Here is a 25176-nt window from a genome sequence, read left to right as displayed (position 1 = left end):
CTGTCTGTTTTATTGTACGAACTATTCTTCGTCACCGAAGTTAAGTTCTGACATGGAATCTTCTAGTTCTTCCAGTAAGTTATTTTGCTCAATGAGTTTGAGCCATGCCTGCTGGTTTTGCTCGCCACGCAGCTGCTGAGTAATCTTGCCGTGGACTTGTTCAACGAATTGGCTGTACAGTTTGTCTGCTTGACGCTGCACCATGGTGTCGTTGTAACGACGTGCTGGTGCGCGCTTAAGGTTTTCAGCATTTAAATAAGGGAGTGCCCTTTCCATGAAGCGCGCTTCGACTTGACTATTAGCAGTGAGATAATCTTGTAACTCTGTGGGATTCAACTGATTCACATCACTTTCAGAACAAATGTTCTTTTTTACTAGTATAGCTGAAACTTCAGCAGAGTTAAATAGCGGATTGTTGATTTGACCGCTGAGATAACAAGTATCAGCCAAAAAATATTTTACGGTGTAAACATGGTAAAATGAAGGTAATTTATATGTAGGAGGAATCGTCATGACACAGATGAAGGCATCCGAAGCACTGGTAAAAGAATTAGCAAATTGGCAGGTTGATCACGTCTACGGTATTCCGGCAGATTCACTGATTGATGGTTTTGCAGCTGAGCAGGATCTCGTCCGTTACATTCAGGTTCGCCACGAAGAAGTTGGTGCGCTGGCCGCAGCGGCTGAATCTAAGTTAACGGGTAAAATTGGCGTGGCGCTGGCCGCAGTGGGTCCGGGTGCTATTCATCTCATTTACGGTTTATGCGACGCTAAAATGGATCACACGCCAATGTTAGTCATCATCAGCAACGTCGCCACCAGTATGATGAACACCCATTATCTGCAAGATATGGATGAAGATGAACTGTTTGCGGGCTTAGATACCTTTCATCGGCAGGTCAGTGACGCTAAACAGATTCCGGGGACGATTCGGACGGCAATTCAAGCGGCCTATGATACGCAATCCCCATCGGTAGTCATTATTCCAGACGATTTGGCTAACGTTGAAATTGAGTATGAAGCATTACCGATTCAAAGCCAGGCACAACCCATTTTAGCTGGAACCGATGAGCAAGTCGCTGAAACGATTTCGCTGATTAAGCAGGCGCAACATCCCGTCATGTTGGTGGGTACTGGGATTCGCCACGCGCAGTCAGAAGTCGTGGCCTTCTCCGAAAAGTTTGGGTTGCCGGTGGTCACAACGGCACCAGCAGTGGGTTATGTTCCCACTAATTTCGCAAATAATCTGGGTGCCCAGGGAACGATTGGGACGCAACCCGCCTTCGAGGCAATGCACATGGCCGATTTGGTTGTGATGGTGGGTACCAGCTATCCGTTCATGCGGTTTATGCCAAAAACGATTAAAACGATCCAGATCAATAACGATGGACAGGCACTTGGTGAACAGTTCCCAGCGACGCAGATGGTTCGGGCGGATGCCAAAACGTACTTAAACCAAGTGCTTCAAGCTCAGGCTGAAGCTTTGCCAGAAAGTCATTTCTTGAAAGCTTGTCATATTGCACGGGAAAATTGGCACGGGTACTTGGACGAACGGGTGGCCGCGCGTCCTGATGGCTTGTTGACACCTGAAGCCGTGTTGCGTCAAGTGTCTCAACTGGTTACTGCCGATACCGTTTATGGCTTGGATATTGGTAATAATACCGTGTGGTCAACTCGGATGCTGCCGTTTGGTGATGGGCAGGTCATGACCATGTCATCATGGTTTGGCGCCATGGGTTACGCTTTGTCTGCTGGGATTGCGGCTCAGTTAACTTATCCAGATCGCCGGGTGATCACGGTTTCTGGTGATGGTGGGTTTTCAATGGTCGTCCAAGATATTTTGACCCAAGTTCAGTATCAGCTGCCCGTGATTAACGTGGTTCTTGAAAACGGTGGTTACGGCTTTATTCGTCAGGAAAAGGCCAAGGCTGGTCAAAGTGATTATGCGCTAAAGTTCATGAATGCTAACTGGGCTGGAGTCGCTGAAAATATGGGGGCTATTGGCCTACGAGTTACCAACGATGCGACGCTGAAAGCAGCTGTTGAAACCATTAAGCAGCACTTGGCAGCAGGTGATAAAAAGCCAATCGTGCTGGATGCCATAGTGACGGATGAAGCACCGTTGGATACCAATACCATGAAGCTGGATCCAGACAAGTACTCTGACCGGATGGTTGGGCAGTTTCGGGTTAAGTATCATCTAGATGGTGACCGTTATCCGTCATTAAGAAGAATTTTAAACCGGCTTGAAGCCGATAAATAAGATTGGGGTAAAGTTAAATGGAATTTACGTGGACGGTGGACGAACCTGGTTTGTCAGCCAAACAGGTGCTGGGGCAGCATGGCGTCAGTCACCGGATGTTTACGCAACTGAACCAAAGTAACGGACAAATACTGGTCAACGGCGTTTCGGTGAAGCCGGTTGTTAAGGTGAAGCCGGATGATCAAGTAACATTGGTGGTGCCAGTGGAATCAGCTGATCCAGAGGTACCCGTTAGTTCAGCGCCCTTGCAGGTCATTAGTGAAGATGAAAACGCCATGGTAGTCTTGAAACCTGCTGGGCTCACTTCAGTCCCCGGTCCCAGTAACCGAACCGATACACTGGTCAACCGAGTGAAGGGCCATTTAGTCGCTATGGGTGACCAAAACCTCGTCCCTCATATGATTACCCGACTGGATCGAGACACCAGCGGCCTAGTGCTGGTCGCCAAGCATCGGCTAGCTAATTCCTGGTTCAATCAGCAACTAGCGGATCACCGATTGAAAAAGCGTTATTTGGCGATCGTTAGCGGTCAATTAGAAAAAGACCACGACATGATCGATGCCCCTTTGAGACGTTCAGATGATGGCTTTGATCAGATCGTTGCAGCAGACGGTAAGTCAGCGCAAACCGAGTATTGGGTGCGTCAGCGCAGTGAGGGCTGGACGTTGGTCGAAGTGTTGCTACACACTGGTCGCACCCATCAGATTCGGGCCCACTTCAAATCCATTGGTCATCCACTGCTTGGTGATGCACTTTACGGTGGTCCTCTGGATCAAATCAAACGGCAGGCCTTACACGCATACCAATTAGATTATCAAGATCCAGTTACAACCGCAGTCCGTCACTTTGAAGCTGATTTACCGGCCGATATGTTGAAAATAATTAAGTGAGTAACTTGAAAAATGATGCAACCCAATGCATGATTATCTGAGTAAATGATGTTGAAAAAACAGATTAAATTAAGAATTCATCTCATAATAAACTTTCTAGTGTAAAACGCTTGCTATTCCCTAGAAATTCTGTATTATGGCAATTGTAAAAACTACTAAGGAGTGAATTTGATGACAACTAATGATGAGTCACAGCAGGCGATTGCAAAGATTTTGGACCAGATGGACGAAAACCTTTCTGAATTATCGTGGTTTGACTGTGACCTTAAGGACGACAAGTTTGTTAAGCACATGGCTGAAATGAAGGCATCTTTAAAGGCTGCCAAAAAACCGTTTGTTGACAAGGACTTAGTTACAGAATAGACCGTTGCTGGAGACATCAGTTTGTCGCCATTAATTTGAAACACCGTACTCAGACAATTTTCAAATAGCACCTCCTACAAACCGCGCGTTTGTTGGGGGTGTTTTTAGTTTCCTTCAAGAAGCTAAACGCTTATGTAATAGCTAATGATAGCCCTTTCAAAAAAGGTGGGTCACCTGACGCTTATGGTGTACAATATACATATCATGTATATCTAGGAGGACGAGAGCAATGAGTCAGTTTGTTATTGAGAAACCATTTTGGGACATATTTCCAGAGGTTCGGATCGCTTTGATCCGCGTCAATGGTCTGAATAATCACGCTCAGATTCCAGCTTCAATTTTGGCAGAAGCCAACGCACATGCGGCCGATTTGATACCGGAAGATCCCATCAGCGCCAACCCATTTATACAGGAGTGGCGGGAGGCTTTCCGTAAGTTCAAAACCAAAAAGGGAGCTCGTTATGCCGTTGAGAACCTGTTAAAACGGGCAAAAAATGGCAACCCAGTACGTTCCATTAATCCGTTAGTGGATCTTTATAATGCATTCTCATTACGAACCGGATATCCTTGTGGCAGCATGGACACCGCGTCTTTAAAAGGTGATATTCGGTTGACAGTGGCCAAAGGTGGCGAGCCCTTTCATGCAATCAGTGAAGAAGAGCCTGAACCAGCTTTGCCAGGTGAGGTGATTTATAAGGACGAGATCGGCGTGATTAGCCGTTGCTGGTGCTGGCGTGATGCTGAACGGGTTGAGACTCGTGATGACACTACTGATGCGACCATGTATATTGAATGTCTGAAGCCAGAATGGCAAGCGGATCACGAGAAGACTGTCAAAGAGCTAACTGATCAGATCGAAAAGTATTTGGGTGCCAAAACCGAAACGGTCTTTATGGATCGTGATCTTAGCACTGTTAATTATGATTAAGATTCAAATTAGCATGGCTGTACAACCTAATTACTCATTAAAAACCAGATTCCGCAAAACAAGCCTATCCCGACGAAGTTCGCCGAGAGGGGCTTGTTTTAGGTTAGATTCTGGAATTTGAGTTTTGTTGCACCGGTGTTTTGCGGTAAAATACTAGGGAAAGGGAGTGAACATCATGGCGGAGAACGAAGCGGTTGAATGCATTGTGGATGGCAAAGCTTACCACATCGATGAGGGGCTGTACCTTGCAGATTTATCCACGGCGATTCGTCAGCGGGTCAAGCACGATTATCCCAAAGCGAAGGTGACGGATTTTATTTGTGGTCACCATTTGTTAAAGTATCGATTGGCCAACGTAGATGCCATGATTAACTCGGATTTAAAACAAAGTCAAAAAATCAATCGTAAGCTGACACGGGCCATGCAAAGCGATGACTACGAAATCACGGATGTGAACGAGACCCTGACGAATAGTCTGACTGTTGGCGAGCGGGTGGCGGATAACGTGGCTCGTTTTGGTGGGAGTTGGGGCTTTATCGGGATCTTCGTGTTCGTCCTGATTGCTTGGATGCTGGTTAACGGATTACAGTTATTTGGTGTCCACTTTGACCACTTTCCCTTCATTTTGTTGAATCTGGTTCTAAGCTGTATCTCTGCGATTCAAGCGCCCATCATTATGATGAGTCAGAACCGTTCAGCTGATCGTGACCGGATGGCCGCTGAAAACGACTACCACGTCAACTTGAAATCAGAGCACGAATTACGAATCTTACATGCTAAGCTAGATCACCTCTCTCAAAATCAAATTCCTCATACCCTAGAGATTGAGAAGTTACAGATTGAAATTCTCTCGGAGATTCGCTCTGAGTTAGCGGAGTTGCGGGAGCATCAAGAATGAACTCAAAAAGCGCTGTTTCGACAAATATTGCCGGAACAGCGCTTTCTTACGCTATATTCTAAAATTGATGACGTTAATTATCAAAAGTTTTAAGTTTGCCACGGAATTGATTGATATTCGTGTAGCCTTTTTGGTTCATGATTTCTCTGAGTTCTTTCGCTAACCGGTCGAATAGTGGCGTGCCTTCATAGCCGAATTGAGTCCCAATCTGAACCATTGAAGCACCACATAAAATGTGTTCAAACACATCGACACCGTTTAAAATACCACCAGTACCAATAATCTTAATCTCTGGTTTCAAGCGTAATGCTAACCCACGCACGTTGGCTAAAGCAGTTGGTTTCACTGAAGCGCCACCGATACCACCGAAGCCACCCTTGGGACGAATGGCTACTTGTTCAGTCTGGGGGTCAACTACTAGTGCGTTACCGATACTATTAATGGAGTTGACAAAGGTAAGTGGGTATTGGTTCAAAATCGCTGCAATTTGGTCAAAGTGAACCAGATCAAAATAAGGCGGTAGTTTGACACCCAGTGGTTTAGTATAGAACTCAAAAACCTTATCCAGTACGGTATTGACCCGGTCAAAATCATAACCAACTTGCGGTTTGCCAGGAACGTTAGGACACGACAAATTCAACTCGACGAAACCCGTGTATTCAGATTCTTGAATCTGGTGCAGCATGGCTAAGTTATCTTCCAAACTTGTGCCGGCTACGGAAAGAAAATTGGTAGCGTCAGGACGTTTACGTTGGTCATCAATCACATAATCTAAGTAATAATCCAAGCCGTTATTTGGTAACCCCATGGAGTTAATACTGCCTTTAGGCAAAGTGTGCATCCGAGGTGACGGATTGCCCGCTCGTTTCTGTGGCGTAGCACTCTTAGTGACGTATGCACCAGCGTTAGAGGCCACCAGTGCGTCCAAATCCTGTTTATTCTGGCAACGGACTCCCGCTGCGTTCATCATACAGTTGTCAAAAGTTCTGCCACCAATAGTCGTTGCTAAACTCGTCATCAAAAATCAGCTCCCTGTCTGAATTTATTTGGTCTTCAATTGCCGTTAACTTTACAGTATAAATTTGCCAGCGTCAAGTGAGATTTCAAACAAGCTATTTCGGGTGAACAACTTAACGCTTACCGAAAGTTTCAGCAGACAATTGTGGTCAAAAACTGGTAAGATAGAGCTTAAATGTTTAGAGGGGGTCAATGATGAGTGAAAATGATCAGGTAGCATTAAAGCTTGGTGACGATAAGTTCGCTAAAATGATGTTGTTTTTAAAAACGCCAATCAACCAGCAGAATCACCTAGACTATAAGTTTGGTAATTCTGAACTTCGTGAACTGCAGGAAGGTATCTGGGCAATGCCCGCATACTTGACGGATGATGATCCGTACAGCCTATTCTTCCTGTTTACCACGATTGATACTGGTGAAATGGTGGTGGCTTTTGCGGAAGGCACCCGGCAGGATAAACAGCTGAAACTGGGTCAACCGTTAACCACTGGGGCCGGTTTGAACAGTTTGTTTGCACAACAAGACAAGCGTGCGCAACGCGTCTTGAAGTTTTTGAACGATATTTCTCGGGCTGACGAAGCCGAGTGGCATGAGATTGCTGACTAAGATTTGTTTTCAAGAGCGTATTGACAACACGCGTGCGGAAATCTATACTGGATGAAATTAATAAACCTTTTAAATTTAGTCCCGTGAGGCTAATAAAGGGTCGGCGCTGGCGACAGCAAAATACGACACCTCTATACCTGCGGGCATAGGGGTGTTTTTTTACTATAATTCGAGATGAGGAGTGGTTGAGTTGGCAAAGAATGGGTTAGGACGGGTGCCCGCAATTCCTATGAGCGCGCGGCACATGTCTTACTGGGATATGTTTGCCACCTGGGTTGGTGCCAATGCCAATAACGGGACTTGGTACATTGGCGGCGTGATTGCTGCCTGTGGCTTTTTAACGGCTTCAACGACTTTGATTGTGACTGGTATTATTTCATATTTGTTGTTGGCAGCTGCTAGTTATATGGGTTATAAAACGGGGCTAACTGCCATGACTCTGACCCGGGCATCCTTTGGGCTGCGTGGCAGTCTTTTACCATCAGTGATTAATCTTGTACAGTTTATCGGCTGGGCTGCGGTGAATACCTTTATTGCCGCAACCTCAATGAGTTATTTATTTCATGATCTGTTTGGTTGGCCAGTCTATGGCAAGCCCGGCGGTACGATGGGCTTGGCAGTGGGTATCATCGTGATGAGTATTTTTCACCTTCTGAGTATTTCGGTAGGGCAGCGATCCGTACAGATGATTGAACGGGTGGGAATCGTTTTAGTTTTCATCTTTGTGATTTGGGAATCAATCGTGGTCTTTAAGACGGTTTCCTTCCACGAAATTATGAGTTGGCAGCCGCCTCACAATTTAAAAATGACGCCAGGCGCTGCGGTTGATGTCTTGGCAGCATTTAACTTAGCTTGGGTAACTGCAGCCAGTGATTTTTCTCGCTTTACCGGTGTGAAGAAGAATGCCACCCAAGCTTCTTTCCTTGGTGCGAACTTGGGCCTGTTCTGGTTCGCCTTTATCGGCTTGATTGCCACCATTGGAACCGCCATTACGCTGAATCACTTTGATCCGAATAATTCTGATCCAAGTACGATTGCTAGCAAGTTAGGTTTAGGGTTCTTAGCCATGATCGTGATTATTTTGACCAGTACCACTGCTAACGCGGTGAACCTCATGTCAGCTGGATCGGCGCTGACCAACATGACGCGTCGGCTAAGTCTGACGGTAAGTTTATGGGTAGTGACGTTGATTGCAACGGCCGTCACGTTTTTGCCAATCTTTGTCGCATCGTTCCTGACGATTTTTACAGCGTTTCTGGATGGTATCGGCATGGTGCTTGGACCAGAAATTGGTATTTTTCTGGCAGACTATTTCTGGCTGCGGCGGCGGAACTATCAAATTGATGACTTCTCGAAGGCGCACGGGCAGTATTGGTACCAAGGCGGCGTTAACTGGATCGCTATTCTAGTGTGGGCAGTATCGGTGGCTTGTTACATCGGACTCAAACACGTGGCAATCATTGCGAATACCATTGGGGCAACGTTCGTGGTTATTTTACTAAGTATGGTGCTGTACGGTATTCTGATGAAATTCACGCAAAAGCAGGTTAAATAGGTTTCCAACGGGGTTTGATAATGTTATTCTTACTATAGTGACAGGATATGGCTGGCTATTACTGGAAATACTTTTGAAGTTTGTCTTTAAATGTAGTTTGATAAACGTCGCTAGTCGCTAAACTTGACAAAATTGCCATGGATGGCGCTACAATGCGCTTTGAGTGCTCAGTGTAAAGCTGAGCCAGTAATCGTATCTGAATGACGGGTAAGTGAAAATTAAGAAATTGATTTTCTCAGTGCTAGCTAGCCACCCTGTTACTGGGAAAGTCCCTTCAGTTAAAAACTGGGGGGGCTTTTTTGATGCAGAGTGTGGAACCAGGCGTTTAGGGACTGGAGTCTAAGGGCAACGCAACGGAAATCATGGGCTTGGATTTCTGTTGCGTTGCCCTTAGATGCAAGTCCCTGCCTGGTGCAACACGTTTCGGCAATGTAGCCACCAGACTTGGATTTGTCTTCCGCAACTCGCTTCAACAAACGCACAGTCGCAAAAGTTACCCCACAATCTTCCTAAGAAATTCCATTTGTAACCCGCTTCCATCCCCACCAAATCAAGATTTTAAAATTAGAAATTTCTTAATGAAATTATTAGGAAATTTCGGAGTGATTCTGCTAGACATAATTGAATATAGGGTTTAAGATATCAAAATCTTGTGAAAAATAAAGGGGTGGAACAAATGTATTTACGTCGCGCAGAAATGAAGGATTTACCACAAATCGAATCAATCATCCAGGATGGAAAAACTCACCTGGCGGCTCAAAACATTGATCAATGGCAGGGGGGATATCCCAATACCAATGTGCTGGTTGATGACATTCAAAACGGCCATACGGTAGTGCTTGTTGAAGGCTACGAAGTATTAGGCACGGCCGCAGTTATTCCAGCACCAGACGAAAGTTATGAAGAAATCGATGGCGAGTGGCTGACGCACGACAATACGTACGTTGCCATCCACCGTGTAGCAGTGTCCGCCAACCATCGCGGTCAAGGTTTGTCGGGCAAATTATTCGCGGCAATTTTTGCGGAAATTGAAGCTAACTCTTCTATTAAAGGTATCCGAATCGACACGCATCCAGATAACAAGGGAATGCAACACGTTATTAAGAAGGCAGGCTTCAGTGAAACTGGCACCGTTGAAGTGCTTGCTGATCAACAGACGTCAGTTCATGATTTTGCCTATGAAAAACTCACTAAAACCGGGTCACTTGTTAAGACCCATTAAATCATTAAGAACGTTCGCCAAATTGGTGAACGTTTTTTTGCTGGCTTGCCTAACTTCTTGAATGATTTTCCCTAAAAATGTGATAGTATTATCCTCTAGGGGGGATTGGTATGGCTGAAGACAAACACATGTCGGGTAGAAAATTTTTCACGGTGACCGTACTCAATGGCGCCATTACCATTGTAGAAGCAGTTGGTGGTCTGCTATCTGGCAGTTTATCGCTACTTTCTGACGCGTTTCATAATCTCGGCGATACCTTCTCTATTGTGATTAGCTACATAGCACACCGGATCAGTTTACGGGATGAGGATGAGCGCAATACTTTTGGGTATGGACGTGCACAGATTTTGGCAGCCATGCTCAATGCATTGTTGCTGATCGTCGTTTCCGTTTTTCTGGTGGTTGAAGCCATTAAAAGACTCAGTCATCCAGAAACCATCAATGGTGAATTGATGATGGGCGTTGCTGTCGTTGGTTTGGCGGCTAACTTAGTGTCTGCGATTTTGATGCATCGGGGTTCCAAACATAACTTAAATATGAAGGCAACTTACCTTCACCTGCTGAGTGATACCTTATCGTCAGTTGGTGTTATCTTCGGTGCCTTTATGATTCAGTGGTACAATGTCACTATTATTGACCCAATTATTACCATTATCGTGGCGGCTTATATTACGTTTGAGTCGTGGCCGATCGTTTGTCACACCATCACGATTTTGATGCAGGGTGCACCTCAAATGGATTACGATGCGATCAAACACGATTTAACGCAAATTGATGGTATCACAAGTGTTCACCACATTCATATTTGGATGATCGATGAAAATCGCATCATGTTTTCGGCTCATATCAATATGCGTGATATGTTGCTGAGTGAGGCGGAACCCATTTATCATCAAGTAGAAGAAATCTTGGCAAAAAAGTACGGCGTTTGCCACGTGACATTACAAGCTGAGGATGTTCGCGGGCGTGGTGAAGAAATGATTTTGAATGAAGATCTTGATCAGCAACTGTTAAAACGGCAAAATGAAGAATAACAAGGAGTAATTTAGCATGACACCCATGAAAGAGGATTATTTAAAAATTATCTTTGAACTTGGTGGCGCAAGTGAAAAGGTATCCAATAAACAAATCGCCATCAGTTTGAACATCGCGGCGGGTTCGGTAACCGAGATGATCAACAAAATGGTTGAGGAAGGGCTTGTTAACCACGAACCTTATGCGGGAATTTCACTGACGGATACTGGTCGTGAAAAGGCGGTTACCCTAGTACGTAAGCACCGTTTGTGGGAAACGTTTTTGGTCAAGAAGTTGGATTTTGCCTTACCAGATTTGGATGTGGAAGCTGAAAAATTGGAACATGTTACCAGTGAAAAATTGGCTAACGCTATGGATGACGCGCTTGATCATCCGAAGAAGTGTCCTCATGGTGGCACGATTCCAGATCGTAACGGTCATTTTGACAGCGAGTCCCACCTGATTTTAAACGATGTTAAAGACGGCGAAACCGTCACGGTAACGCGCTTTATTGATAATCACGATCTGCTGACGTATCTGGGTGATATCAAACTGGATATTGGTGACAAGCTGAAAGTTAACAAGCATGATCCTTTTGAGGGCCCCGTGCTGGTAACAAATTTAACTGATAAGCAGGATTTGACGATTGGCTATAAGGCGGCACATTATATTTTTGTGGAATAAAGTGTGTGACAAAACGCGGTAGATTCCAGAATTTAACGTGAATAACCCCCATTCCGACACTTTGTCGGGATGGGGGTATTTGCGTTAAGTGGTCGAAAAGTTGTAGGACACAGCCCTTATTTAATTAACATTAGTAACAAAATACCGTTTACTAAAGCGGTCAGTAACGGACCAACGGTTTTAAACCGGCTGACGTTTAGGCCAATAAGGCCATCAAAGAGCTGAACTAGGATCATTGCCACTGCCAGTGCAATGAGATAGGGTTTCGAAACAAAAATCACCAGCCCGATTGAAACAATTAGCAGGGCCAGACTTCTGGAAACGGCATATTGTGCGGTAGTCGATGAATGATTTGACCGTTTTTTTGCGGTATTATAGGCTTCGATAGCAAACCCAAAGCTGACAGCAGCACTAATTAAAGTGAAAATGGCACACAGATAGTAGGTCATTTGGAGATTTCCTCATTTCTAAAACATTATATTAAGCATTAACTATTGGTAATGATTTGTCAAATTAAAGTAAAATTCAATCAATCCCGTAATTAAGGATAGCGTAAGTGAATTGATGAACGTATAATCTAGTTGAGAAATAGTGAACGGAGGATACTGAAATTGACAAATGATCAAGGTCATTTAATGATTAAAACGGCACTTCATGCAGGTCGACTCATGATTGAAAATGGATCGGAAGTCGCAAGGGTGAGCGATACGATTAGCCGAATTGCATCGAATGCCGGGTATCCTGATAGTAAGGTGTATGTGACAATCACCGGTATTATGATGTCAGTATCGGGTGAAGAGAACGCCCAAATCGAACCGGTGACATCAAGGTCGATCGATTTGGAGAAAATTACCATGGTGAATGACTTATCACGTGACTTTGCTGATCATAAAATCACCTTGGCACAGTTTGAGGAGCAGCTAACAGTTTTGGATCACCACTCCCATTATTTTCCCCTCTGGATCCAGTTACTTTCAGCTGGAATAGTGAGTGGTGCCCTGGAAGTGGTTTTCAGGCACAACTACCCAGACTTTCTAGTGACCTGCGTCATTGGTCTGATTGGTTGGGGTATTTTTTACGTGATCAATCGTGTCGCTAAAATCCGTTTTTTGAGTGAATTTTTAGCCTCTGCAGCCATTGGTGCTTTAGCGATTTTAGCGGTTAAATTTCATTTGGGGACGAATGCCGATGATATCATTATTGGCTGTGTCATGCCGTTGGTTCCCGGTGTGCCACTTACTAATGCGGTGCGAGATATTTTGTCAGGTGACTTGGTTAGCGGCATCGCCCGTGGCATGGAAGCGTTAATGAGTGCTATTGCCATCGGCAGCGGGATTGCGATGATCCTGCAGGCTGTGTGAGGGTGAATAAATGCTGAAATTAATAACTGATTTGATTTTAACCTATATTGGTACCGTTACCTTTGGTGTGTTGATGAACGTGCCGCGACGCTCACTTAATCTTGGGGGCTGGATCGGGACGATTAGCTTTCTTGCGTACCGGTTATGTATAGCGGCTAACTTGGGGATTGCCGTTGGGAATCTGCTGGGGACCCTGATTATTGGGATTTTGAGTATGCAGGCTGCCAGGTATAAGGGAATGCCGGTGATCAACTTCAATATTCCGGCGTTGGTGCCTTTTGTGCCGGGGGGCCAAGCCTACCAGATGATAAAAAACTTTGCGTTGGGGAACGTGGGGGAGGCCATTAGCTTCTTGTTGCAGGTGGCGATTATAGCGGGATCGATTGCGTTTGGCTTTCTGTTGGCGGAAATGGTGAATAGGATGCAAACAAGATTGATGGTGATGTTTTCGAGTAGGTGGAGTCATGAGAATAGGAATAATCCAAAGTTGTAGAGCGTGAAAGGGCTCGGGTAGAGTCCAGAATGTAACGAAAAAGCAGGTATGTCCCTGAACTTGGGGACGTACCTGCTTTTACGTTACATGGCCGGACTCTGAGCCCTTGAACGCGTTTTAGCTAGATAAACTTAAACGCGTATGTCCCTGAACTTGGGGACGTACCTGCTTTTTTGTTACATGGCCAGACTCTGAGCCCTTGAACGCGTTTCGACTAGATAAGCTTAAACCGTATGCCCAATAACAAAACTAATACATAAAATCACTAAAACAATAGAGGTGATCCAAACGTAAAGTGTGTCGCGTTCCTTATAGAAAGCATAGATTGAAACCACGACCCGTAAAACGGGCGTCATGATCAGGCAGAACATGCCCACCATCATGACAGCGTATGGTTTTAAAGCCACAGTGCCGGAAAGAATCGAACTGATCGTGGTTGGCTGATGGCCAACTGAATAACCACCGTTACCGCCATTGATCAATAAGAGAATCAGGCCAAACAGCATGATGATTGCGGCAATCACCACGCCAATTTGTAGAATTCTACCGATAATGGTTTCGATGTGGGCCATTTCGTTTTCGGTTGCGCTATTTTGATGTGATTGATCATCCATGTCATTAACCTCCGATTATTCCCTTGTACAGCATCTGCAGGCCAATAAATAAAATCACTGGGATGAAAATCATCCGGATGACGCGAGCAGGTAAAACTTGCATGACGCGTGAACCGATGACTGCCCCAACCAGGATTCCTAAAGCGAGTGGAACTGCGATATTGGGTAAAATTGAACCGTTGAAGAAGTAAACGGTGGCACTGGCAGCAGCGGTAACACCCATCATGAGGTTACTGGTGGCTGAAGAAGGCTTCAGCGGCATTTTCATAAACGTATCCATGGCAGTGACTTTGAAGGCACCTGACCCGATACCCAGCATCCCACTAGCAAGGCCAGCACCTAGCATAACTAAGAAGCCTTGGGGGACATCTTCAACTTGATAGTCCACACGCTTAAGCTCGGACTTATCAATGTAAGAACCGTTTAGCTTAAGTTTGGTGGCAATCGGGTCAGGCTTGACGTTGGTCATGACTTCTTGTCCGCGACGTAATTTCCGCCACATGTTCCAACCGGAAAAGACCAGTAACGCACCGAATAAGAGGTACAGATACTTCGGGTTGAGGACGCCAGTTAACAGCGCACCAGAAATACCCCCAATCGTGGTGGCAATCTCAAGAAACATGGCAACCCGCAGATTTAACACTTCATCTCGCAGGTAAGCGATGGTGGAACCTGAGCTGGTGGCAATGACAGCGATGATGCTGGCACCAATGGCATACTTGATATCTAAGCCCATCATTAAGGTCAGGACTGGTGTAATGATGATTCCGCCGCCAAGGCCAAGAATTGCACCGGCAACTCCAGCAAATAGGCCGACAGCCATCATTATGAGCATTGTTTGAATCATGATAATATCCTCTCTTGAACAATCAGTAAAATATTCCTCAACAACTTTAGCATACTTTTCCCTAACTTTGTATGCGTAAAATCGGTGTATCCGGATACATTTCAAGGCCTACTTGATTTCTAAATTTTCTACTAACAATTATATTCCAATATCAAGCATGCAATAATGTATGCTATACTCGATTCCGCAATGTTAAAATCGTTATCGACAAATGGGAGGAAGCAACAATGATCATTGAACAAGAGCGTGACCGGCCGTTTCGCTTGCTTGTCAGCGGTGGCTTATTCGCTTTTTTAGCAGCTGTCGTCATGGCTCAATCTGGGTTATTGGAATTTATTGATGGTGTTATTATTCAAGTGGTTCAAAAACACCAATCTGGTACCAAAGAAGTCATCATGAAGGGCATTTCGTTTTTAAGCAGTCCCACGTTTGATATTATCTGGGTGCTGATTATTGCTTTTCTGTTATGGGGGTTCAAGTTCCGAATTCCCGCGCTATGGGCACTTTGTACGTTGTTTGGCGGAGATGTTATTGCGACACTGGCAAAGCACATCGTTCAACGACAACGGCCAATCGGTCATTTAGCCAGCGACAACGGCTTTAGTTTTCCAAGTGGGCACGTGTTTGGCATGACACTGGTGATTGCCATTCTATGGATTGTCGTCGTACCAACGATTGAAAAAGACTGGCAGGTAATTGTACTGCGGACTGTGATGATCGTTTGGTTGATCTTACTGGCCTTATCGCGGGTCTACCTCGGCGCTCATTATCCAACTGATACCATTGGTGCCATGTTACTGGCTTATGCCTGGTTACAGATCAGTGAGTGGTTGTACCGCTGGCTGGCACCGAAACTATTACAGGTTCATTTATTAAATCGTTCAATTTATTAGCAATTATGTAACAAAAAAGCATTGGCTCGTGCCAATGCCTTTTTTGTGTTTCATGAAGGGTTACTTTCCTGTCATTTGAATAACGTTAATCAAAATCTTGGCACCATCAAACATTGCTGTGTGGTCAAAGGTCATCCCGGGTACGTGCAATCCGGGGGTTAAATCACAGCCAAGCCCAAGCATGGTTGACTCTTTTGCTACGCCATCATAAGCGTAAAAGTGGAAGTCGTCGCCACCCTGTGTCGGTGCTGGCTCAACCAAACCGTCTTCCCCCAGAACTTCAGTGATTGCTTGTTTCATGTTGTTAATGGCAGGTTCACTTGGAATTGCGGCTGGAGAAAGGTCGTTGCCATCTAAAATGACGTTGATACCGTTGACGGAGACGTCTTTCATTGCTTGAAAGGCTTGTGCTTGGAGCTCGTCCATCATGTCGTTGGTGCGGGCTCTCAAGTCTACCGCAAAAGTGCCTTTATCGGGAACGATGTTGGAGGATTCACCAGCTTGAATCATGGTTGTCGTTACCGAATAGGGGAGCTTGGTATCCAGTTTGATTTGCTTAAATTTTTCGTTCAACGTGCTGAAGCCGTCGATCACGTTGGCGCCTAATTCTGGTCGACCGGCATGGGCAGTTTTTCCGGTGATCGTGACCCAATACGTCCGTGTTGCAATATCTGGGATGATGGGTTCGGCGTGTTTGCCAGCAACTTCGGCTTGGGCGCAAACGTGCAGTCCGTAAAGATAATCTAGTTTGCCTAATTTACCGCTCTTGATCACGCGTTCAGCTCCGGTAACGGTTTCCTCAGCGGGTTGGAAAATAATTTTTAGTGTGCCGGGAACTTTTTTTGGATTGGCTGCGTAATAACCTGCTACCGCCAGCACCATTGACATGTGGGAATCGTGACCGCAGGAGTGTAAGACCTGAGTTTTGCCCTGGTATTCCTGCTTCAAAGCATCAATGTCTGAGCGTAAGCCAATGATGGGGGTACCGTTGCCGATTGTCGCAATTAGCCCGGTGAAATCATCGAAACGCTCATAACTGACGCCCATTTCATCTAAGCGTTTAGCTAAATAATTAGTCGTGTTGACTTCGTTAAACGCTGTCTCGCCACGGGGGTGAAGGTACTTAAAGTCTGCTAAGATCTGTTCTTCGTTAATTAATGCTGTCATCGAAAACGCTCCTTTACTTTGCCCAGTAGGCATTCTTTAGTGAAATTCCTTGTGCAGCTGCGTAGGTGATTCCCTTTAAGCCGGGCTTGTTCAACCGAGCAATTTGGCCTTGGTTTAGGGCAGAAATGGCTTGCTCTTTCATGGCAACTTGGTTAGCTTGTTTGAAGTCATCGTAACGTTTTTGAGTACTCGTAACATCCTTGACGTTAGCGTTTGAGTAAAGCTTGTCGTAGGTCTTGTTAGAGTAGTTACCTGCATTGTTCACGTTATTTGTGTTCAGTAGTTGGAAAAATTCGTTTAAATCAGGATAGGAAGCAATCCAGTTGGTAAAACCAATATCATAACCACGTTTCTTTTGCATGGTAGTGATGGCCTGTACTTTTGGCTGGGCGTTGATATCAATGTTGGCGCCTTTAAGGTATTTTTTCACGTTGGCTTGAACGTATTCAGCCGAGTTTTTGAATGAATCAACGTTGTAGCAGACCAGCTTCATATTTAACTGTTTAACGCCCAGTTGTTTCAATCCTTTGGCCCAGTACTTTTTAGCCAGAGTTGGGTTATAAGCAACAGATTCTTTTACGCTGGAGTCTTTGGCAAAGTCGGCGCCGGTACTAGGGTTCTTTGAAATTGCTTCTGGTGCCAGTCCATAGGGGGCTTTGGCACCGTTTTTCAGCACGTTTTGAGTCAAGCTCTGCCGATTGATAACCAGTGAGATGGCTTTTCGAATATTAGCATTACGCATGGCTTTACTGCGGAAGTTGTAGGCCAGGTAGTCGGTTTCACCACTTGGATAGCTGAGGTAGCCTTTGTTGGCCTTCTCCTGAGCGGCTTGTTGGCCGGCAAGTACAATGTTATCCAGATCCCCTGATTGATACTGCGAAAGGGCGGTTTCAGGTGATTTAGTTACAGCAAACTTCACGCTATTTAACTTGACTGATTTCTTGTCCCAGTACTTAGGGTTCTTTTTAAGGGTCCATTTAACGGATGAAGAGGTCCAGTCTTGAACGGTGAACGGGCCATCAAAAACGGTTTTGGCTGCGGAGGTTCCGTAGGCATTGCCATATTTATTCACAACTTTTTGATCAAGTGGTAAGAACGGTACGGCCGCTACTAAGTACTTAAAGTAGGGAGTTGCTTGTGCCAGCGTCACTTTTAGCGTCGTCTTATCAACCGCTTTGACACCGAGTTGAGAGACGGGTAATTGACCATTTTCAATCTGTTTAGCATTTTTGATTGGTAAGAACATGTAGGCATCAGCTGCCTTAGTTGCGGGATTAACTGCCCGCTGCCAAGCGTAGACAAAGTCGGCAGCGGTCAACGGATCACCGTTACTCCACTTGAGGTTGGGCCGTAACTTAAACGTGTAAACGGTTTGACCATTCGTTGGTTTTACGATGGCCTTGGCAATTCCGGGTTCCACTGTATTACTGTTCTTCAACCGGTACAGCCCTTCTTGTGAGTTATTGACGGTTTCCAGGGCACCCACATCAGTAATCTCTGATGAATCTAACGATGAGATATCTGCTTGTTCCATAATTGTAGCGGTGGTTTTAACCTCTGAAGTTGATTTACCGCAGCCAGCTAAGGCAATACCACTGACTAAAATAAGTGCTGTTCCAATAAAACCTTTAATTGATTTTTGCATATGCGTTTCCCTCCAAATTGAACTTCTCTATTCCGACAATTCCGTGTGCAGACTATGTCGACGCAAATGCAGGTGATGTTCCTTGGTTCCTGCAATGGGTGTATTATCGTGAAACATCATCAATTGAAACATGGTCGTCAGCTTCCTTTCCAAATAAAAAATCCCCTCAAAGAAATTAATCTTTGAGAGGACGATGATCTCGTGGTGCCACCTCTGTTCGTAGCTATCTCACAATAACTACCTCAGCAAGTTAAATAACTTGCCCCGCTTAACGGTGGGTGACCGGCCATCCCTAATAAATTCAATCGTTCAGGTTAACTGCTAGTAACTGTGTTTCGATTCGGTTCATTCTTTCAGCCTTGCGAATGATCTCTAAAATTAGAATCTACTTTGATTACTCATAGCATTTGTAATTTGGTTTTCATTCTAGAGATGAATAAGTTGATTGTCAAGGAGTATTTTAGCTTGGATTCACAGAAAATGGATTAAAACAGCCTGAGAAATCTCCTAGACTGTCACTAAAACCCATTATCAGAGTGTATCATTCAACCATTCTTCAGCTAGTTTGAGCCAGTGGGCAACGTGTGGCTGATTAGCGTCACGTTTCCAAGCGGTTAAATGGTTAGCCAGTGCTAATCCGTGAGGGCCATGACGGAACAGGTGCAGTTCAAAGGGAATCTGGGCTTGGCCTAAAGCGTTGGCGTAGGCCAGACTATTAGCCGATGGCACCAGCGGATCATCAGTGGTTGCCCAAATAAACGTTGGCGCATTCTGATTGTTAACGTGTTCATCCGCTGCAAGGGTGTCTGGATCATCAGTCCATTGCGCTAACATCTCTGCCTTCACTGGGAAGCCTAGTCTGGGGCTGATTACCGGATAACCCAGTAAAATGGCCTGTGGCTGGAGTTCGTCCGCAGTGACTGCCACTTGGTTAGCCAACCAGTCGGAGTGCCAGTAATCGTTGTAGAGGGCGGCAATGTGACCACCAACGGAAAAACCGGCAATCGCGATTCTTTCTGGATCGATCAGCCAATCAGCAGCATTTTTCCTCAATAACGACACGGCCTGAGCTAACTCAATCAAGGGTGCGGGATGGAGCGGCTGTTTCTCGTCGACGAAACTATAGCGAAGGTAAAACGCCTGATAGCCCATATTAGCGAAGGCCATTGTCAACGTTTCGGCCTGCTGTTCAGGAATATGAGTATAGGAGCCTCCAGGAACCACAATCATTGCTGGGTAGGTGTGATCTGGATTTTCGGGATCCTTTTCTCTGAGGTAGCCTTGTAAGTAGGCGGCGGTATTGCTGCCAAGTGATTCTTTAATGATTTGCATTGTCATCATCCTAATCGTAATCTATGTTAAAATTAACACGAACAACGTCTTTACTCACGCTGAATACTAATAGTTTAACGCATTTTGAACTTCGAGAAAAAGGGAACGATAATAATGATCACTATCCACACAGAACGTTTGATGATTCGTCAGTTCGTAGAGTCTGATTTAGATGACTACTACGCTATCGTTAAAGACCGTGAGAATGCAAAAGCGGCTGGGTTTCAGTATGCGCATCACAAGGCGGATGCAGCTTATTTACTGCACGCCGCAATCGTGCAAGGCATGGTCTTCGCAATTGTAGAAGCATCGACGCAGCGGGTGATTGGCAGTATTGGTTTTTATCCGAAAATTGCCCCCAACGGTGAACAAGCAGAAGACACAGCCGAACTGGGATACGTGTTAAACCGTTTGTATTGGGGAAAGGGTTATATGACTGAGGCGGTTCAGCAGTTGCTCAAGGTGGTTTTTGATCAGCAATTATTAAAGACAATCTGGGCCAGCATTTTAGACGATAATACCAAATCAAGGCGCGTTCTAGAAAAAAGCGGGTTCCATTATGTTGACACTTTTACGCATCCAGAACACGCGTTGTATCAACCGGGGAAAACGGAAATCATCTTTCGACGAGACCGTGAAGATTGATGTTTGCTTGCAATTTATGGGACACCGGTTTAATATGAATGATATTAAGAAGAGGCGCGAATTGAAAGAGTAGCTTTCAGGAGAACGGTCAGGTTCTGTGATTGAAAGTGAAAGGGTAATTTGCCGAAGCTCGACGTGACTGATAACACGGGGAGCTGGGACTAGTTTTAATAAAACTAGGACTGTCGCAGTGATGTGCTGCGGAGAGCTTCCTACGGTAGAATGACTTTAAGGTCGTCTCGCAGGTAGCTGCAGGCGGCCTTTTTTATTGCGTAAAATAAATGTGAAAGTGAGTGTAAATAAATGGCGAATCAAACAGGCGGCAACGACAATGAGGTTAAGCGTTCACTGAAAACGCGCCACATCTCAATGATTGCCTTGGGCGGTAGTATCGGTACGGGACTATTCGTTGCCAGCGGATCAGCAATCTCAAAGGCAGGTCCCGGCGGTGGTCTACTGGCCTACGTTGCTTTAGGGGTCATGGTGTTCTTCTTGATGACCTCCCTTGGTGAAATGGCAACTAATATGCCAGTATCAGGGTCATTTGCGACCTACTCAACAAAGTATGTCGATCCGGCTTTAGGCTTTGCTATGGGCTGGAATTATTGGTTTAACTGGGCGATTACATTAGCGGTGGATATCAGTACCGCTGCTTTGGTGATGAAGTTCTGGCTACCAAACGTACCGGGATGGATTTGGAGTACATCAGTCTTAGTCATCATCTTTCTGATTAACGCACTGACCGTCAAAGCCTTCGGGGAGACAGAATATTGGATGGCCATGATCAAGGTCGTGACCGTTATCGTCTTCCTGATTGTTGGTTTCTTAACGATTTTTGGCATTATGGGTGGTCACGCTGTGGGTGTAAGTAATTTCACCTATAAGCAAGCACCGTTTGTGGGTGGCGCGCCAGCTATCCTGAGTGTGTTCGTTGTCGCTGGATTCTCATTTCAAGGAACTGAATTGGTCGGCATCACAGCCGGTGAATCTGCTACGCCGGAGAAGAGTGTCCCAAAGGCAATCAACCAAGTGTTCTGGCGAATTTTACTGTTCTATATCTTGGCCATTTTTGTGATTGCGTGCTTGATTCCGTATACCAGTCCAAAATTGCTGGGGTCATCCGCAAGCGATATTGCCATTAGTCCATTCACGCTGGTCTTCCAACGTGCAGGGCTAGCTGCAGCAGCGAGTGTGATGAATGCCGTTATTTTGACTTCCGTTATTTCAGCAGCTAATTCAGGGATGTATGCATCATCACGGATGCTTTATTCGTTATCACTGGATGATTTTGCACCTAAGTATTTCCAGCACACCACTAAAAATGGGGTGCCATTACGAGCTCAGGTTGCAACAACGGTGGTGGGCGCGATTGCCTTTATTACAAGTATTGCGGGGCCAGAAGTGTATACCTGGCTGGTTGCCGCTTCAGGCTTGACTGGTTTTATCGCGTGGTTAGGGATCGCCATTTCTCATTTCCGGTTCCGGCGAGCCTTTATCAAGCAGGGACATCAGTTATCAGAATTGAAGTTTCACGCTAAAATGTTCCCATTTGGACCTATTCTGGCGTTAGTACTCTGTGTGTTAGTCATCGTGGGACAGAATACTTCTGCCTTTGCGCATTTTGATTGGGAACAGATTGCAGTGACGTACCTCAGTGTGCCATTGTTCTTCATTCTGTTTTTCTACTATAAGATTCGACACCATACGCATATGATTCCGCTGGATGAGGTGGATGTTGCACCTCATAAGCGGCAGGAAGTTGAAGATTAAGCAGAGTGTGAAAATAAGCGTTTAAAGAGTGGAGTGTAAAGGGTCCCAGCATAAATCCATGGGTTTGGGATTTGTGCTGGGACCCTTTACATGCAACTCTTTGCTTATTTGAGCACGTTTATGAGTGTGGCACGATTCGGTAGATTTCAGAATTTTACATTGTTTAAACGTGCTCAAACAAGCAGAGAGTTGCAAATAAGGGCCAAACAACAGAAATCCAAAACCAGGATTTCCGTTGTTTGGCCCTTATTTTTCACTCTCTAAACGCTTGTTCTCACACTCTTTTTAAAATTACCCACAACATATTGCTTTTACCGTCAGCAATGATACAATATGAAGTACTGACTTTTGAGGTTAAAGGAGAAATTATTAATGATCGTACTTTCAGGAACCATTGGGGCTGGTAAAACCAGTTTAACCCAGCTACTTGCACGTCACTTGAATAAACCAGCTTTTTATGAATCAGTAGAGGATAACGAAATTTTACCGTTGTTCTATCAAAATCCTAAAAAATACGGTTTTTTACTGCAAATCTACTTCTTAAACAAGCGTTTAGATAGTATCAAAGCCGCTGCTAAAGATGACGAATCCGTTTTAGACCGCTCGATTTTTGAGGACTCCCTGTTATTCAAGTTGAATGCTGATTTAGGGCGTGCAACTCAGACTGAATCTGATATCTATAATTCTCTACTTCAAAACATGATGGAAGAATTACCGAATACTCAGGAAAAGAAGAATCCAGATTTACTGATTCACATCAATATTTCCTTTGACACTATGCTGTCACGTATTCAAAAACGTGGCCGGTCATATGAACAAATTGATAAGGATCCTGAGTTATACGATTATTACAAAGAGCTGGACGCTCGTTACATCGACTGGTACAAGAATTACGACAAGTCACCCAAGATGAGCATCAATGGGGATGAGTTAGACTTTGTTGAGGATCCTACGGCGCAAAAAAAGGTGCTGTCATTGGTTGACGAAAAGATGGCTGAACTGAATCTTTAACCGTGAGTTGCTTTTAACGGGTAAATATTTTACAATGAATGCAATGATAAAACGCGATGTACCTTTTAGTAGATGCGCAGAGAGACGGGTTGCTGAGAACCGTTCATCGAAACTCCAGTACATTAAAGCGGACAGTTAATCCTGTACGGTTAATCACCGTTACCGAAATTGAGTGTGCAGCTAGTCTGTAAACTTGGGTGGTACCGCGAGCTTTCGTCCCAATTTTTTGGGGCGGAAGCTTTTTTTGCGGGCCAGAATAATGAGAGGGGTATTATCATGATTGATTTAAAGTTAGTTAGAAACGAAACTGATTTTGTGAAGGAAAAGTTAGCTACCCGTGGTGTTGAGGCAGCTGAAATTGATGAGCTGCTAGCAGTTGATCAAAAGCGACGTGACTTGATCGTTAAGAGTGAAACCATGAAGGCCACACGTAACCAAGTCTCTGATGAAATTTCTCAACTGAAACGCAATAAAGAAGATGCTTCAGATAAGATCAACCAAATGAAGCAGGTGAGTGCCGATATCAAGGCCATGGATGAACAGCTGACTGAGATTGCTGAGGAAGTTCACGATAAAGCTTCGCGTTTGCCAAACATTCCTAATGACAACGTGCCAGTTGGATTAACTGAGGATGGCTCCGTTGAGTTACGTAAATGGGGTGAAATTCCAAGCTTTGATTTTAAGCCAAAGTCTCACTGGGAGATTGGTGAAGCACTGGGAATTTTAGACTTCGAACGTGGTGCTAAAGTTTCAGGCAGTCGCTTCCTGTACTACATTGGTCAGGGTGCGCGTTTGGAACGTGCCATCTATAACTTCTTCCTGGATCAAAACGAAAAGGCCGGCTTTACTGAAGTATTGCCACCTTACATGGTCAACAGTGCTTCGATGTTTGGTACCGGTCAGTTCCCTAAGTTTACCGAAGACGTTTATTCGTTGAAGGAAGCGGATGAAACGTTGATTCCAACCGCTGAAGTACCATTAGTAAACTACTACCGTGATGACGTAATCGATACTGAAAAGTTGCCAGTGAAGTTTACAGCGTTAACGCCTGCCTTCCGTTCAGAAGCTGGTAGTGCTGGTCGTGATACCCGAGGCTTGATTCGGTTACACCAATTTAACAAGGTTGAGATGGTTCAATTTACAAAACCTGAACAATCATGGGACGCCTTGGAGAAGATGACTAACCATGCTGAAGACTTACTGAAGCAATTAGGCTTAGCTCACCACGTGATCACGTTGACCACCAGTGACATGAGCTTTACTGCTGCTATGACCCATGACCTTGAAGTTTGGTTACCATTCCAAGACAAGTATCGTGAGATTTCAAGTTGTTCTAACTGTACTGATTTCCAAGCCCGTCGTGCACATATTCAATATCGTGACGAGAATGGTAAGTTGCAGTATGTCCACACTTTGAATGGTTCTGGACTGGCAGTTGGCCGGACCGTTGCTGCAATTTTGGAAAACTATCAAAATGCGGACGGTACAGTGGATATCCCAGAAGTTTTGCAACCTTACATGGGTGGTCAAACGAAGATCGTTAAAGAATAAGCGTGTTAATTCAATAGTCGATACCAGCAATTTAGCTGGTGTCGACTATTTGTTTACCGATAAATACATTTTTATAAAGCTAAATGGATAACTTATACATTGGGACTGAGGATGGTATTAGCAAGCATCAGCATGAAAGAATGGTGTGCGGTGAAAAGATGGTTGAAGTTTGAAAACAATACGGAGCAACTAATACGCGTTCTAAAATAGTTTAAATAATTTTGAAAAAGGGGTAGCTTTTTTTGGAGATTACGTGTAATATAGTTTTTGCAGTTGAAACACAGAACACTTTGCTCTGAATAACTATTCACCAATTTTAAAAAAGTTGTTGACAGCAGTTTTGCTGGATGATAAACTATAATAGTTGTTTCAAAGAGGTCGATCGTAATTGTTCACCTTTTGAGCAT

Annotated in this window: 26 protein-coding genes, 1 riboswitch and 1 other annotated feature; of the genes, 17 read left to right on the top strand and 9 right to left on the bottom strand. The window is 44.8% G+C overall.

The genetic code is table 11. The features are described 5' to 3' along the window. Window positions 1-21 precede the first annotated feature (21 nt). Window positions 22-513 (bottom strand): hypothetical protein, encoded by a 492-nt coding sequence (locus AC6H04_RS03835; RefSeq protein ID WP_497570436.1) that lies wholly within the window; start codon window positions 511-513, stop codon window positions 22-24. Between AC6H04_RS03835 and AC6H04_RS03830 the strand changes: the two genes are divergently transcribed. The 5 genes from AC6H04_RS03830 (at window position 512) to AC6H04_RS03810 (ending at window position 5342) form a co-directional block, all read left to right on the top strand. Further along, window positions 512-2263 (top strand): thiamine pyrophosphate-dependent enzyme, encoded by a 1752-nt coding sequence (locus tag AC6H04_RS03830; RefSeq protein ID WP_497570435.1) that lies wholly within the window; start codon window positions 512-514, stop codon window positions 2261-2263. The genes AC6H04_RS03835 and AC6H04_RS03830 overlap by 2 nt on opposite strands. 17 nt (window positions 2264-2280) lie before the next feature. Continuing rightward, the gene (locus AC6H04_RS03825; RefSeq protein WP_497570434.1) at window positions 2281-3153 is read left to right on the top strand and encodes an RluA family pseudouridine synthase; all 873 of its coding nucleotides are present in this window, start codon (window positions 2281-2283) and stop codon (window positions 3151-3153) included. Window positions 3154-3324: 171 nt separating this feature from the next. Further along, a complete protein-coding gene (locus tag AC6H04_RS03820; protein WP_098823952.1) occupies window positions 3325-3516 on the top strand; it encodes a hypothetical protein in 192 nt (63 codons plus the stop codon). Window positions 3517-3745: 229 nt separating this feature from the next. Further along, the gene (locus AC6H04_RS03815) at window positions 3746-4444 is read left to right on the top strand and encodes a B3/B4 domain-containing protein (protein WP_497570433.1); all 699 of its coding nucleotides are present in this window, start codon (window positions 3746-3748) and stop codon (window positions 4442-4444) included. 175 nt (window positions 4445-4619) lie between these two features. Beyond that, complete coding sequence (locus AC6H04_RS03810; RefSeq protein WP_497570432.1) at window positions 4620-5342, top strand: DUF1003 domain-containing protein; 723 nt, start codon at window positions 4620-4622, stop codon at window positions 5340-5342. A 73-nt stretch (window positions 5343-5415) separates the two neighbouring features. On the opposite strand, the gene AC6H04_RS03805 is transcribed toward AC6H04_RS03810, so the two are convergent. Continuing rightward, window positions 5416-6360, bottom strand: a complete 945-nt coding sequence (locus tag AC6H04_RS03805; protein ID WP_497570431.1) for a dihydroorotate oxidase — start codon at window positions 6358-6360, stop codon at window positions 5416-5418. Window positions 6361-6554: 194 nt separating this feature from the next. Between AC6H04_RS03805 and AC6H04_RS03800 the strand changes: the two genes are divergently transcribed. The 5 genes from AC6H04_RS03800 (at window position 6555) to AC6H04_RS03780 (ending at window position 11440) form a co-directional block, all read left to right on the top strand. Continuing rightward, on the top strand, window positions 6555-6965 hold the full coding sequence (locus AC6H04_RS03800; protein WP_497570430.1) for a hypothetical protein: 411 nt from the start codon (window positions 6555-6557) through the stop codon (window positions 6963-6965). Window positions 6966-7194: 229 nt separating this feature from the next. Continuing rightward, on the top strand, window positions 7195-8520 hold the full coding sequence (locus AC6H04_RS03795; RefSeq protein ID WP_497570487.1) for a cytosine permease: 1326 nt from the start codon (window positions 7195-7197) through the stop codon (window positions 8518-8520). 676 nt (window positions 8521-9196) lie between these two features. Then, the gene (locus tag AC6H04_RS03790) at window positions 9197-9742 is read left to right on the top strand and encodes a GNAT family N-acetyltransferase (RefSeq protein WP_497570429.1); all 546 of its coding nucleotides are present in this window, start codon (window positions 9197-9199) and stop codon (window positions 9740-9742) included. A gap of 110 nt (window positions 9743-9852) precedes the next feature. Beyond that, window positions 9853-10776 (top strand): cation diffusion facilitator family transporter, encoded by a 924-nt coding sequence (locus AC6H04_RS03785; RefSeq protein ID WP_497570428.1) that lies wholly within the window; start codon window positions 9853-9855, stop codon window positions 10774-10776. A 16-nt stretch (window positions 10777-10792) separates the two neighbouring features. Next, window positions 10793-11440 (top strand): metal-dependent transcriptional regulator, encoded by a 648-nt coding sequence (locus tag AC6H04_RS03780; RefSeq protein WP_497570427.1) that lies wholly within the window; start codon window positions 10793-10795, stop codon window positions 11438-11440. Window positions 11441-11556: 116 nt separating this feature from the next. On the opposite strand, the gene AC6H04_RS03775 is transcribed toward AC6H04_RS03780, so the two are convergent. Next, window positions 11557-11889, bottom strand: coding sequence for a hypothetical protein (locus AC6H04_RS03775; RefSeq protein WP_497570426.1), 333 nt, complete (start codon window positions 11887-11889; stop codon window positions 11557-11559). A gap of 162 nt (window positions 11890-12051) precedes the next feature. On the opposite strand from AC6H04_RS03775, the gene AC6H04_RS03770 reads away from it, so the two are divergent. Further along, a complete protein-coding gene (locus AC6H04_RS03770; RefSeq protein ID WP_497570425.1) occupies window positions 12052-12801 on the top strand; it encodes a threonine/serine exporter family protein in 750 nt (249 codons plus the stop codon). Between the two features lie 10 nt (window positions 12802-12811). Continuing rightward, window positions 12812-13294: a threonine/serine exporter family protein gene (locus AC6H04_RS03765; RefSeq protein ID WP_497570424.1), complete on the top strand. Its 483-nt coding sequence runs from the start codon at window positions 12812-12814 to the stop codon at window positions 13292-13294. Between the two features lie 224 nt (window positions 13295-13518). Here AC6H04_RS03765 and AC6H04_RS03760 read toward each other — a convergent pair whose 3' ends face one another. Together AC6H04_RS03760 and AC6H04_RS03755 are read right to left on the bottom strand one after the other, a co-directional pair. Then, entirely contained in the window at window positions 13519-13908 is a 390-nt protein-coding gene (locus AC6H04_RS03760) for a DUF1634 domain-containing protein (protein WP_497570423.1), read from the bottom strand. 4 nt (window positions 13909-13912) lie between these two features. Next, window positions 13913-14755 (bottom strand): sulfite exporter TauE/SafE family protein, encoded by an 843-nt coding sequence (locus tag AC6H04_RS03755; protein WP_497570422.1) that lies wholly within the window; start codon window positions 14753-14755, stop codon window positions 13913-13915. A 227-nt stretch (window positions 14756-14982) separates the two neighbouring features. On the opposite strand from AC6H04_RS03755, the gene AC6H04_RS03750 reads away from it, so the two are divergent. After that, the gene (locus tag AC6H04_RS03750) at window positions 14983-15648 is read left to right on the top strand and encodes a phosphatase PAP2 family protein (RefSeq protein ID WP_497570421.1); all 666 of its coding nucleotides are present in this window, start codon (window positions 14983-14985) and stop codon (window positions 15646-15648) included. A 60-nt stretch (window positions 15649-15708) separates the two neighbouring features. Here AC6H04_RS03750 and AC6H04_RS03745 read toward each other — a convergent pair whose 3' ends face one another. The 4 genes from AC6H04_RS03745 to AC6H04_RS03730 form a co-directional block, all read right to left on the bottom strand. Next, entirely contained in the window at window positions 15709-16815 is a 1107-nt protein-coding gene (locus tag AC6H04_RS03745) for an amidohydrolase (protein ID WP_497570420.1), read from the bottom strand. Window positions 16816-16828: 13 nt separating this feature from the next. Beyond that, window positions 16829-18460, bottom strand: coding sequence for a peptide ABC transporter substrate-binding protein (locus AC6H04_RS03740; RefSeq protein WP_497570419.1), 1632 nt, complete (start codon window positions 18458-18460; stop codon window positions 16829-16831). A 27-nt stretch (window positions 18461-18487) separates the two neighbouring features. Beyond that, window positions 18488-18613: a hypothetical protein gene (locus AC6H04_RS03735; RefSeq protein WP_497570418.1), complete on the bottom strand. Its 126-nt coding sequence runs from the start codon at window positions 18611-18613 to the stop codon at window positions 18488-18490. A 30-nt stretch (window positions 18614-18643) separates the two neighbouring features. Further along, window positions 18644-18871 (bottom strand) — a binding site (T-box leader). A gap of 120 nt (window positions 18872-18991) precedes the next feature. Continuing rightward, window positions 18992-19792, bottom strand: coding sequence for a lp_1002 family arylesterase (locus AC6H04_RS03730; protein WP_497570417.1), 801 nt, complete (start codon window positions 19790-19792; stop codon window positions 18992-18994). A 114-nt stretch (window positions 19793-19906) separates the two neighbouring features. Here AC6H04_RS03730 and AC6H04_RS03725 point away from each other — a divergent pair, with 114 nt between their 5' ends. The 4 genes from AC6H04_RS03725 (at window position 19907) to serS (ending at window position 24769) form a co-directional block, all read left to right on the top strand. Further along, window positions 19907-20437, top strand: a complete 531-nt coding sequence (locus tag AC6H04_RS03725) for a GNAT family N-acetyltransferase (protein WP_497570416.1) — start codon at window positions 19907-19909, stop codon at window positions 20435-20437. Between the two features lie 41 nt (window positions 20438-20478). Then, window positions 20479-20656, top strand: a riboswitch (Lysine riboswitch). Between the two features lie 84 nt (window positions 20657-20740). Further along, window positions 20741-22207 (top strand): amino acid permease, encoded by a 1467-nt coding sequence (locus AC6H04_RS03720; RefSeq protein ID WP_497570415.1) that lies wholly within the window; start codon window positions 20741-20743, stop codon window positions 22205-22207. A gap of 372 nt (window positions 22208-22579) precedes the next feature. Continuing rightward, window positions 22580-23218, top strand: coding sequence for a deoxynucleoside kinase (locus AC6H04_RS03715; protein ID WP_497570414.1), 639 nt, complete (start codon window positions 22580-22582; stop codon window positions 23216-23218). A gap of 276 nt (window positions 23219-23494) precedes the next feature. Then, window positions 23495-24769 carry a serine--tRNA ligase gene (serS, locus tag AC6H04_RS03710; RefSeq protein ID WP_497570413.1) on the top strand — a complete coding sequence of 425 codons (1275 nt, stop codon included), beginning with the start codon at window positions 23495-23497 and terminating at the stop codon, window positions 24767-24769. Window positions 24770-25176 lie beyond the last annotated feature (407 nt).

The organism is Secundilactobacillus sp. MJ173, assembly GCF_059704265.1.
This window is presented reverse-complemented; position numbering and strand designations above follow the sequence as displayed.

Bases quoted from the DNA above. Each gene is read 5' to 3' on its own strand.
- AC6H04_RS03760 (WP_497570423.1), bottom strand. From the start codon at position 13,908: ATGGATGATCAATCACATCAAAATAGCGCAACCGAAAACGAAATGGCC.
- AC6H04_RS03835 (WP_497570436.1), bottom strand. From the start codon at position 513: ATGACGATTCCTCCTACATATAAATTACCTTCATTTTACCATGTTTAC.
- AC6H04_RS03755 (WP_497570422.1), bottom strand. From the start codon at position 14,755: ATGATTCAAACAATGCTCATAATGATGGCTGTCGGCCTATTTGCTGGA.
- serS (WP_497570413.1), top strand. From the start codon at position 23,495: ATGATTGATTTAAAGTTAGTTAGAAACGAAACTGATTTTGTGAAGGAA.
- AC6H04_RS03820 (WP_098823952.1), top strand. From the start codon at position 3,325: ATGACAACTAATGATGAGTCACAGCAGGCGATTGCAAAGATTTTGGAC.
- AC6H04_RS03725 (WP_497570416.1), top strand. From the start codon at position 19,907: ATGATCACTATCCACACAGAACGTTTGATGATTCGTCAGTTCGTAGAG.
- AC6H04_RS03775 (WP_497570426.1), bottom strand. From the start codon at position 11,889: ATGACCTACTATCTGTGTGCCATTTTCACTTTAATTAGTGCTGCTGTC.
- AC6H04_RS03800 (WP_497570430.1), top strand. From the start codon at position 6,555: ATGAGTGAAAATGATCAGGTAGCATTAAAGCTTGGTGACGATAAGTTC.
- AC6H04_RS03745 (WP_497570420.1), bottom strand. From the start codon at position 16,815: ATGACAGCATTAATTAACGAAGAACAGATCTTAGCAGACTTTAAGTAC.
- AC6H04_RS03780 (WP_497570427.1), top strand. From the start codon at position 10,793: ATGACACCCATGAAAGAGGATTATTTAAAAATTATCTTTGAACTTGGT.
- AC6H04_RS03765 (WP_497570424.1), top strand. From the start codon at position 12,812: ATGCTGAAATTAATAACTGATTTGATTTTAACCTATATTGGTACCGTT.
- AC6H04_RS03795 (WP_497570487.1), top strand. From the start codon at position 7,195: ATGAGCGCGCGGCACATGTCTTACTGGGATATGTTTGCCACCTGGGTT.
- AC6H04_RS03785 (WP_497570428.1), top strand. From the start codon at position 9,853: ATGGCTGAAGACAAACACATGTCGGGTAGAAAATTTTTCACGGTGACC.
- AC6H04_RS03810 (WP_497570432.1), top strand. From the start codon at position 4,620: ATGGCGGAGAACGAAGCGGTTGAATGCATTGTGGATGGCAAAGCTTAC.
- AC6H04_RS03715 (WP_497570414.1), top strand. From the start codon at position 22,580: ATGATCGTACTTTCAGGAACCATTGGGGCTGGTAAAACCAGTTTAACC.
- AC6H04_RS03830 (WP_497570435.1), top strand. From the start codon at position 512: ATGACACAGATGAAGGCATCCGAAGCACTGGTAAAAGAATTAGCAAAT.
- AC6H04_RS03805 (WP_497570431.1), bottom strand. From the start codon at position 6,360: ATGACGAGTTTAGCAACGACTATTGGTGGCAGAACTTTTGACAACTGT.
- AC6H04_RS03720 (WP_497570415.1), top strand. From the start codon at position 20,741: ATGGCGAATCAAACAGGCGGCAACGACAATGAGGTTAAGCGTTCACTG.
- AC6H04_RS03825 (WP_497570434.1), top strand. From the start codon at position 2,281: ATGGAATTTACGTGGACGGTGGACGAACCTGGTTTGTCAGCCAAACAG.
- AC6H04_RS03815 (WP_497570433.1), top strand. From the start codon at position 3,746: ATGAGTCAGTTTGTTATTGAGAAACCATTTTGGGACATATTTCCAGAG.
- AC6H04_RS03750 (WP_497570421.1), top strand. From the start codon at position 14,983: ATGATCATTGAACAAGAGCGTGACCGGCCGTTTCGCTTGCTTGTCAGC.
- AC6H04_RS03790 (WP_497570429.1), top strand. From the start codon at position 9,197: ATGTATTTACGTCGCGCAGAAATGAAGGATTTACCACAAATCGAATCA.
- AC6H04_RS03740 (WP_497570419.1), bottom strand. From the start codon at position 18,460: ATGCAAAAATCAATTAAAGGTTTTATTGGAACAGCACTTATTTTAGTC.
- AC6H04_RS03730 (WP_497570417.1), bottom strand. From the start codon at position 19,792: ATGCAAATCATTAAAGAATCACTTGGCAGCAATACCGCCGCCTACTTA.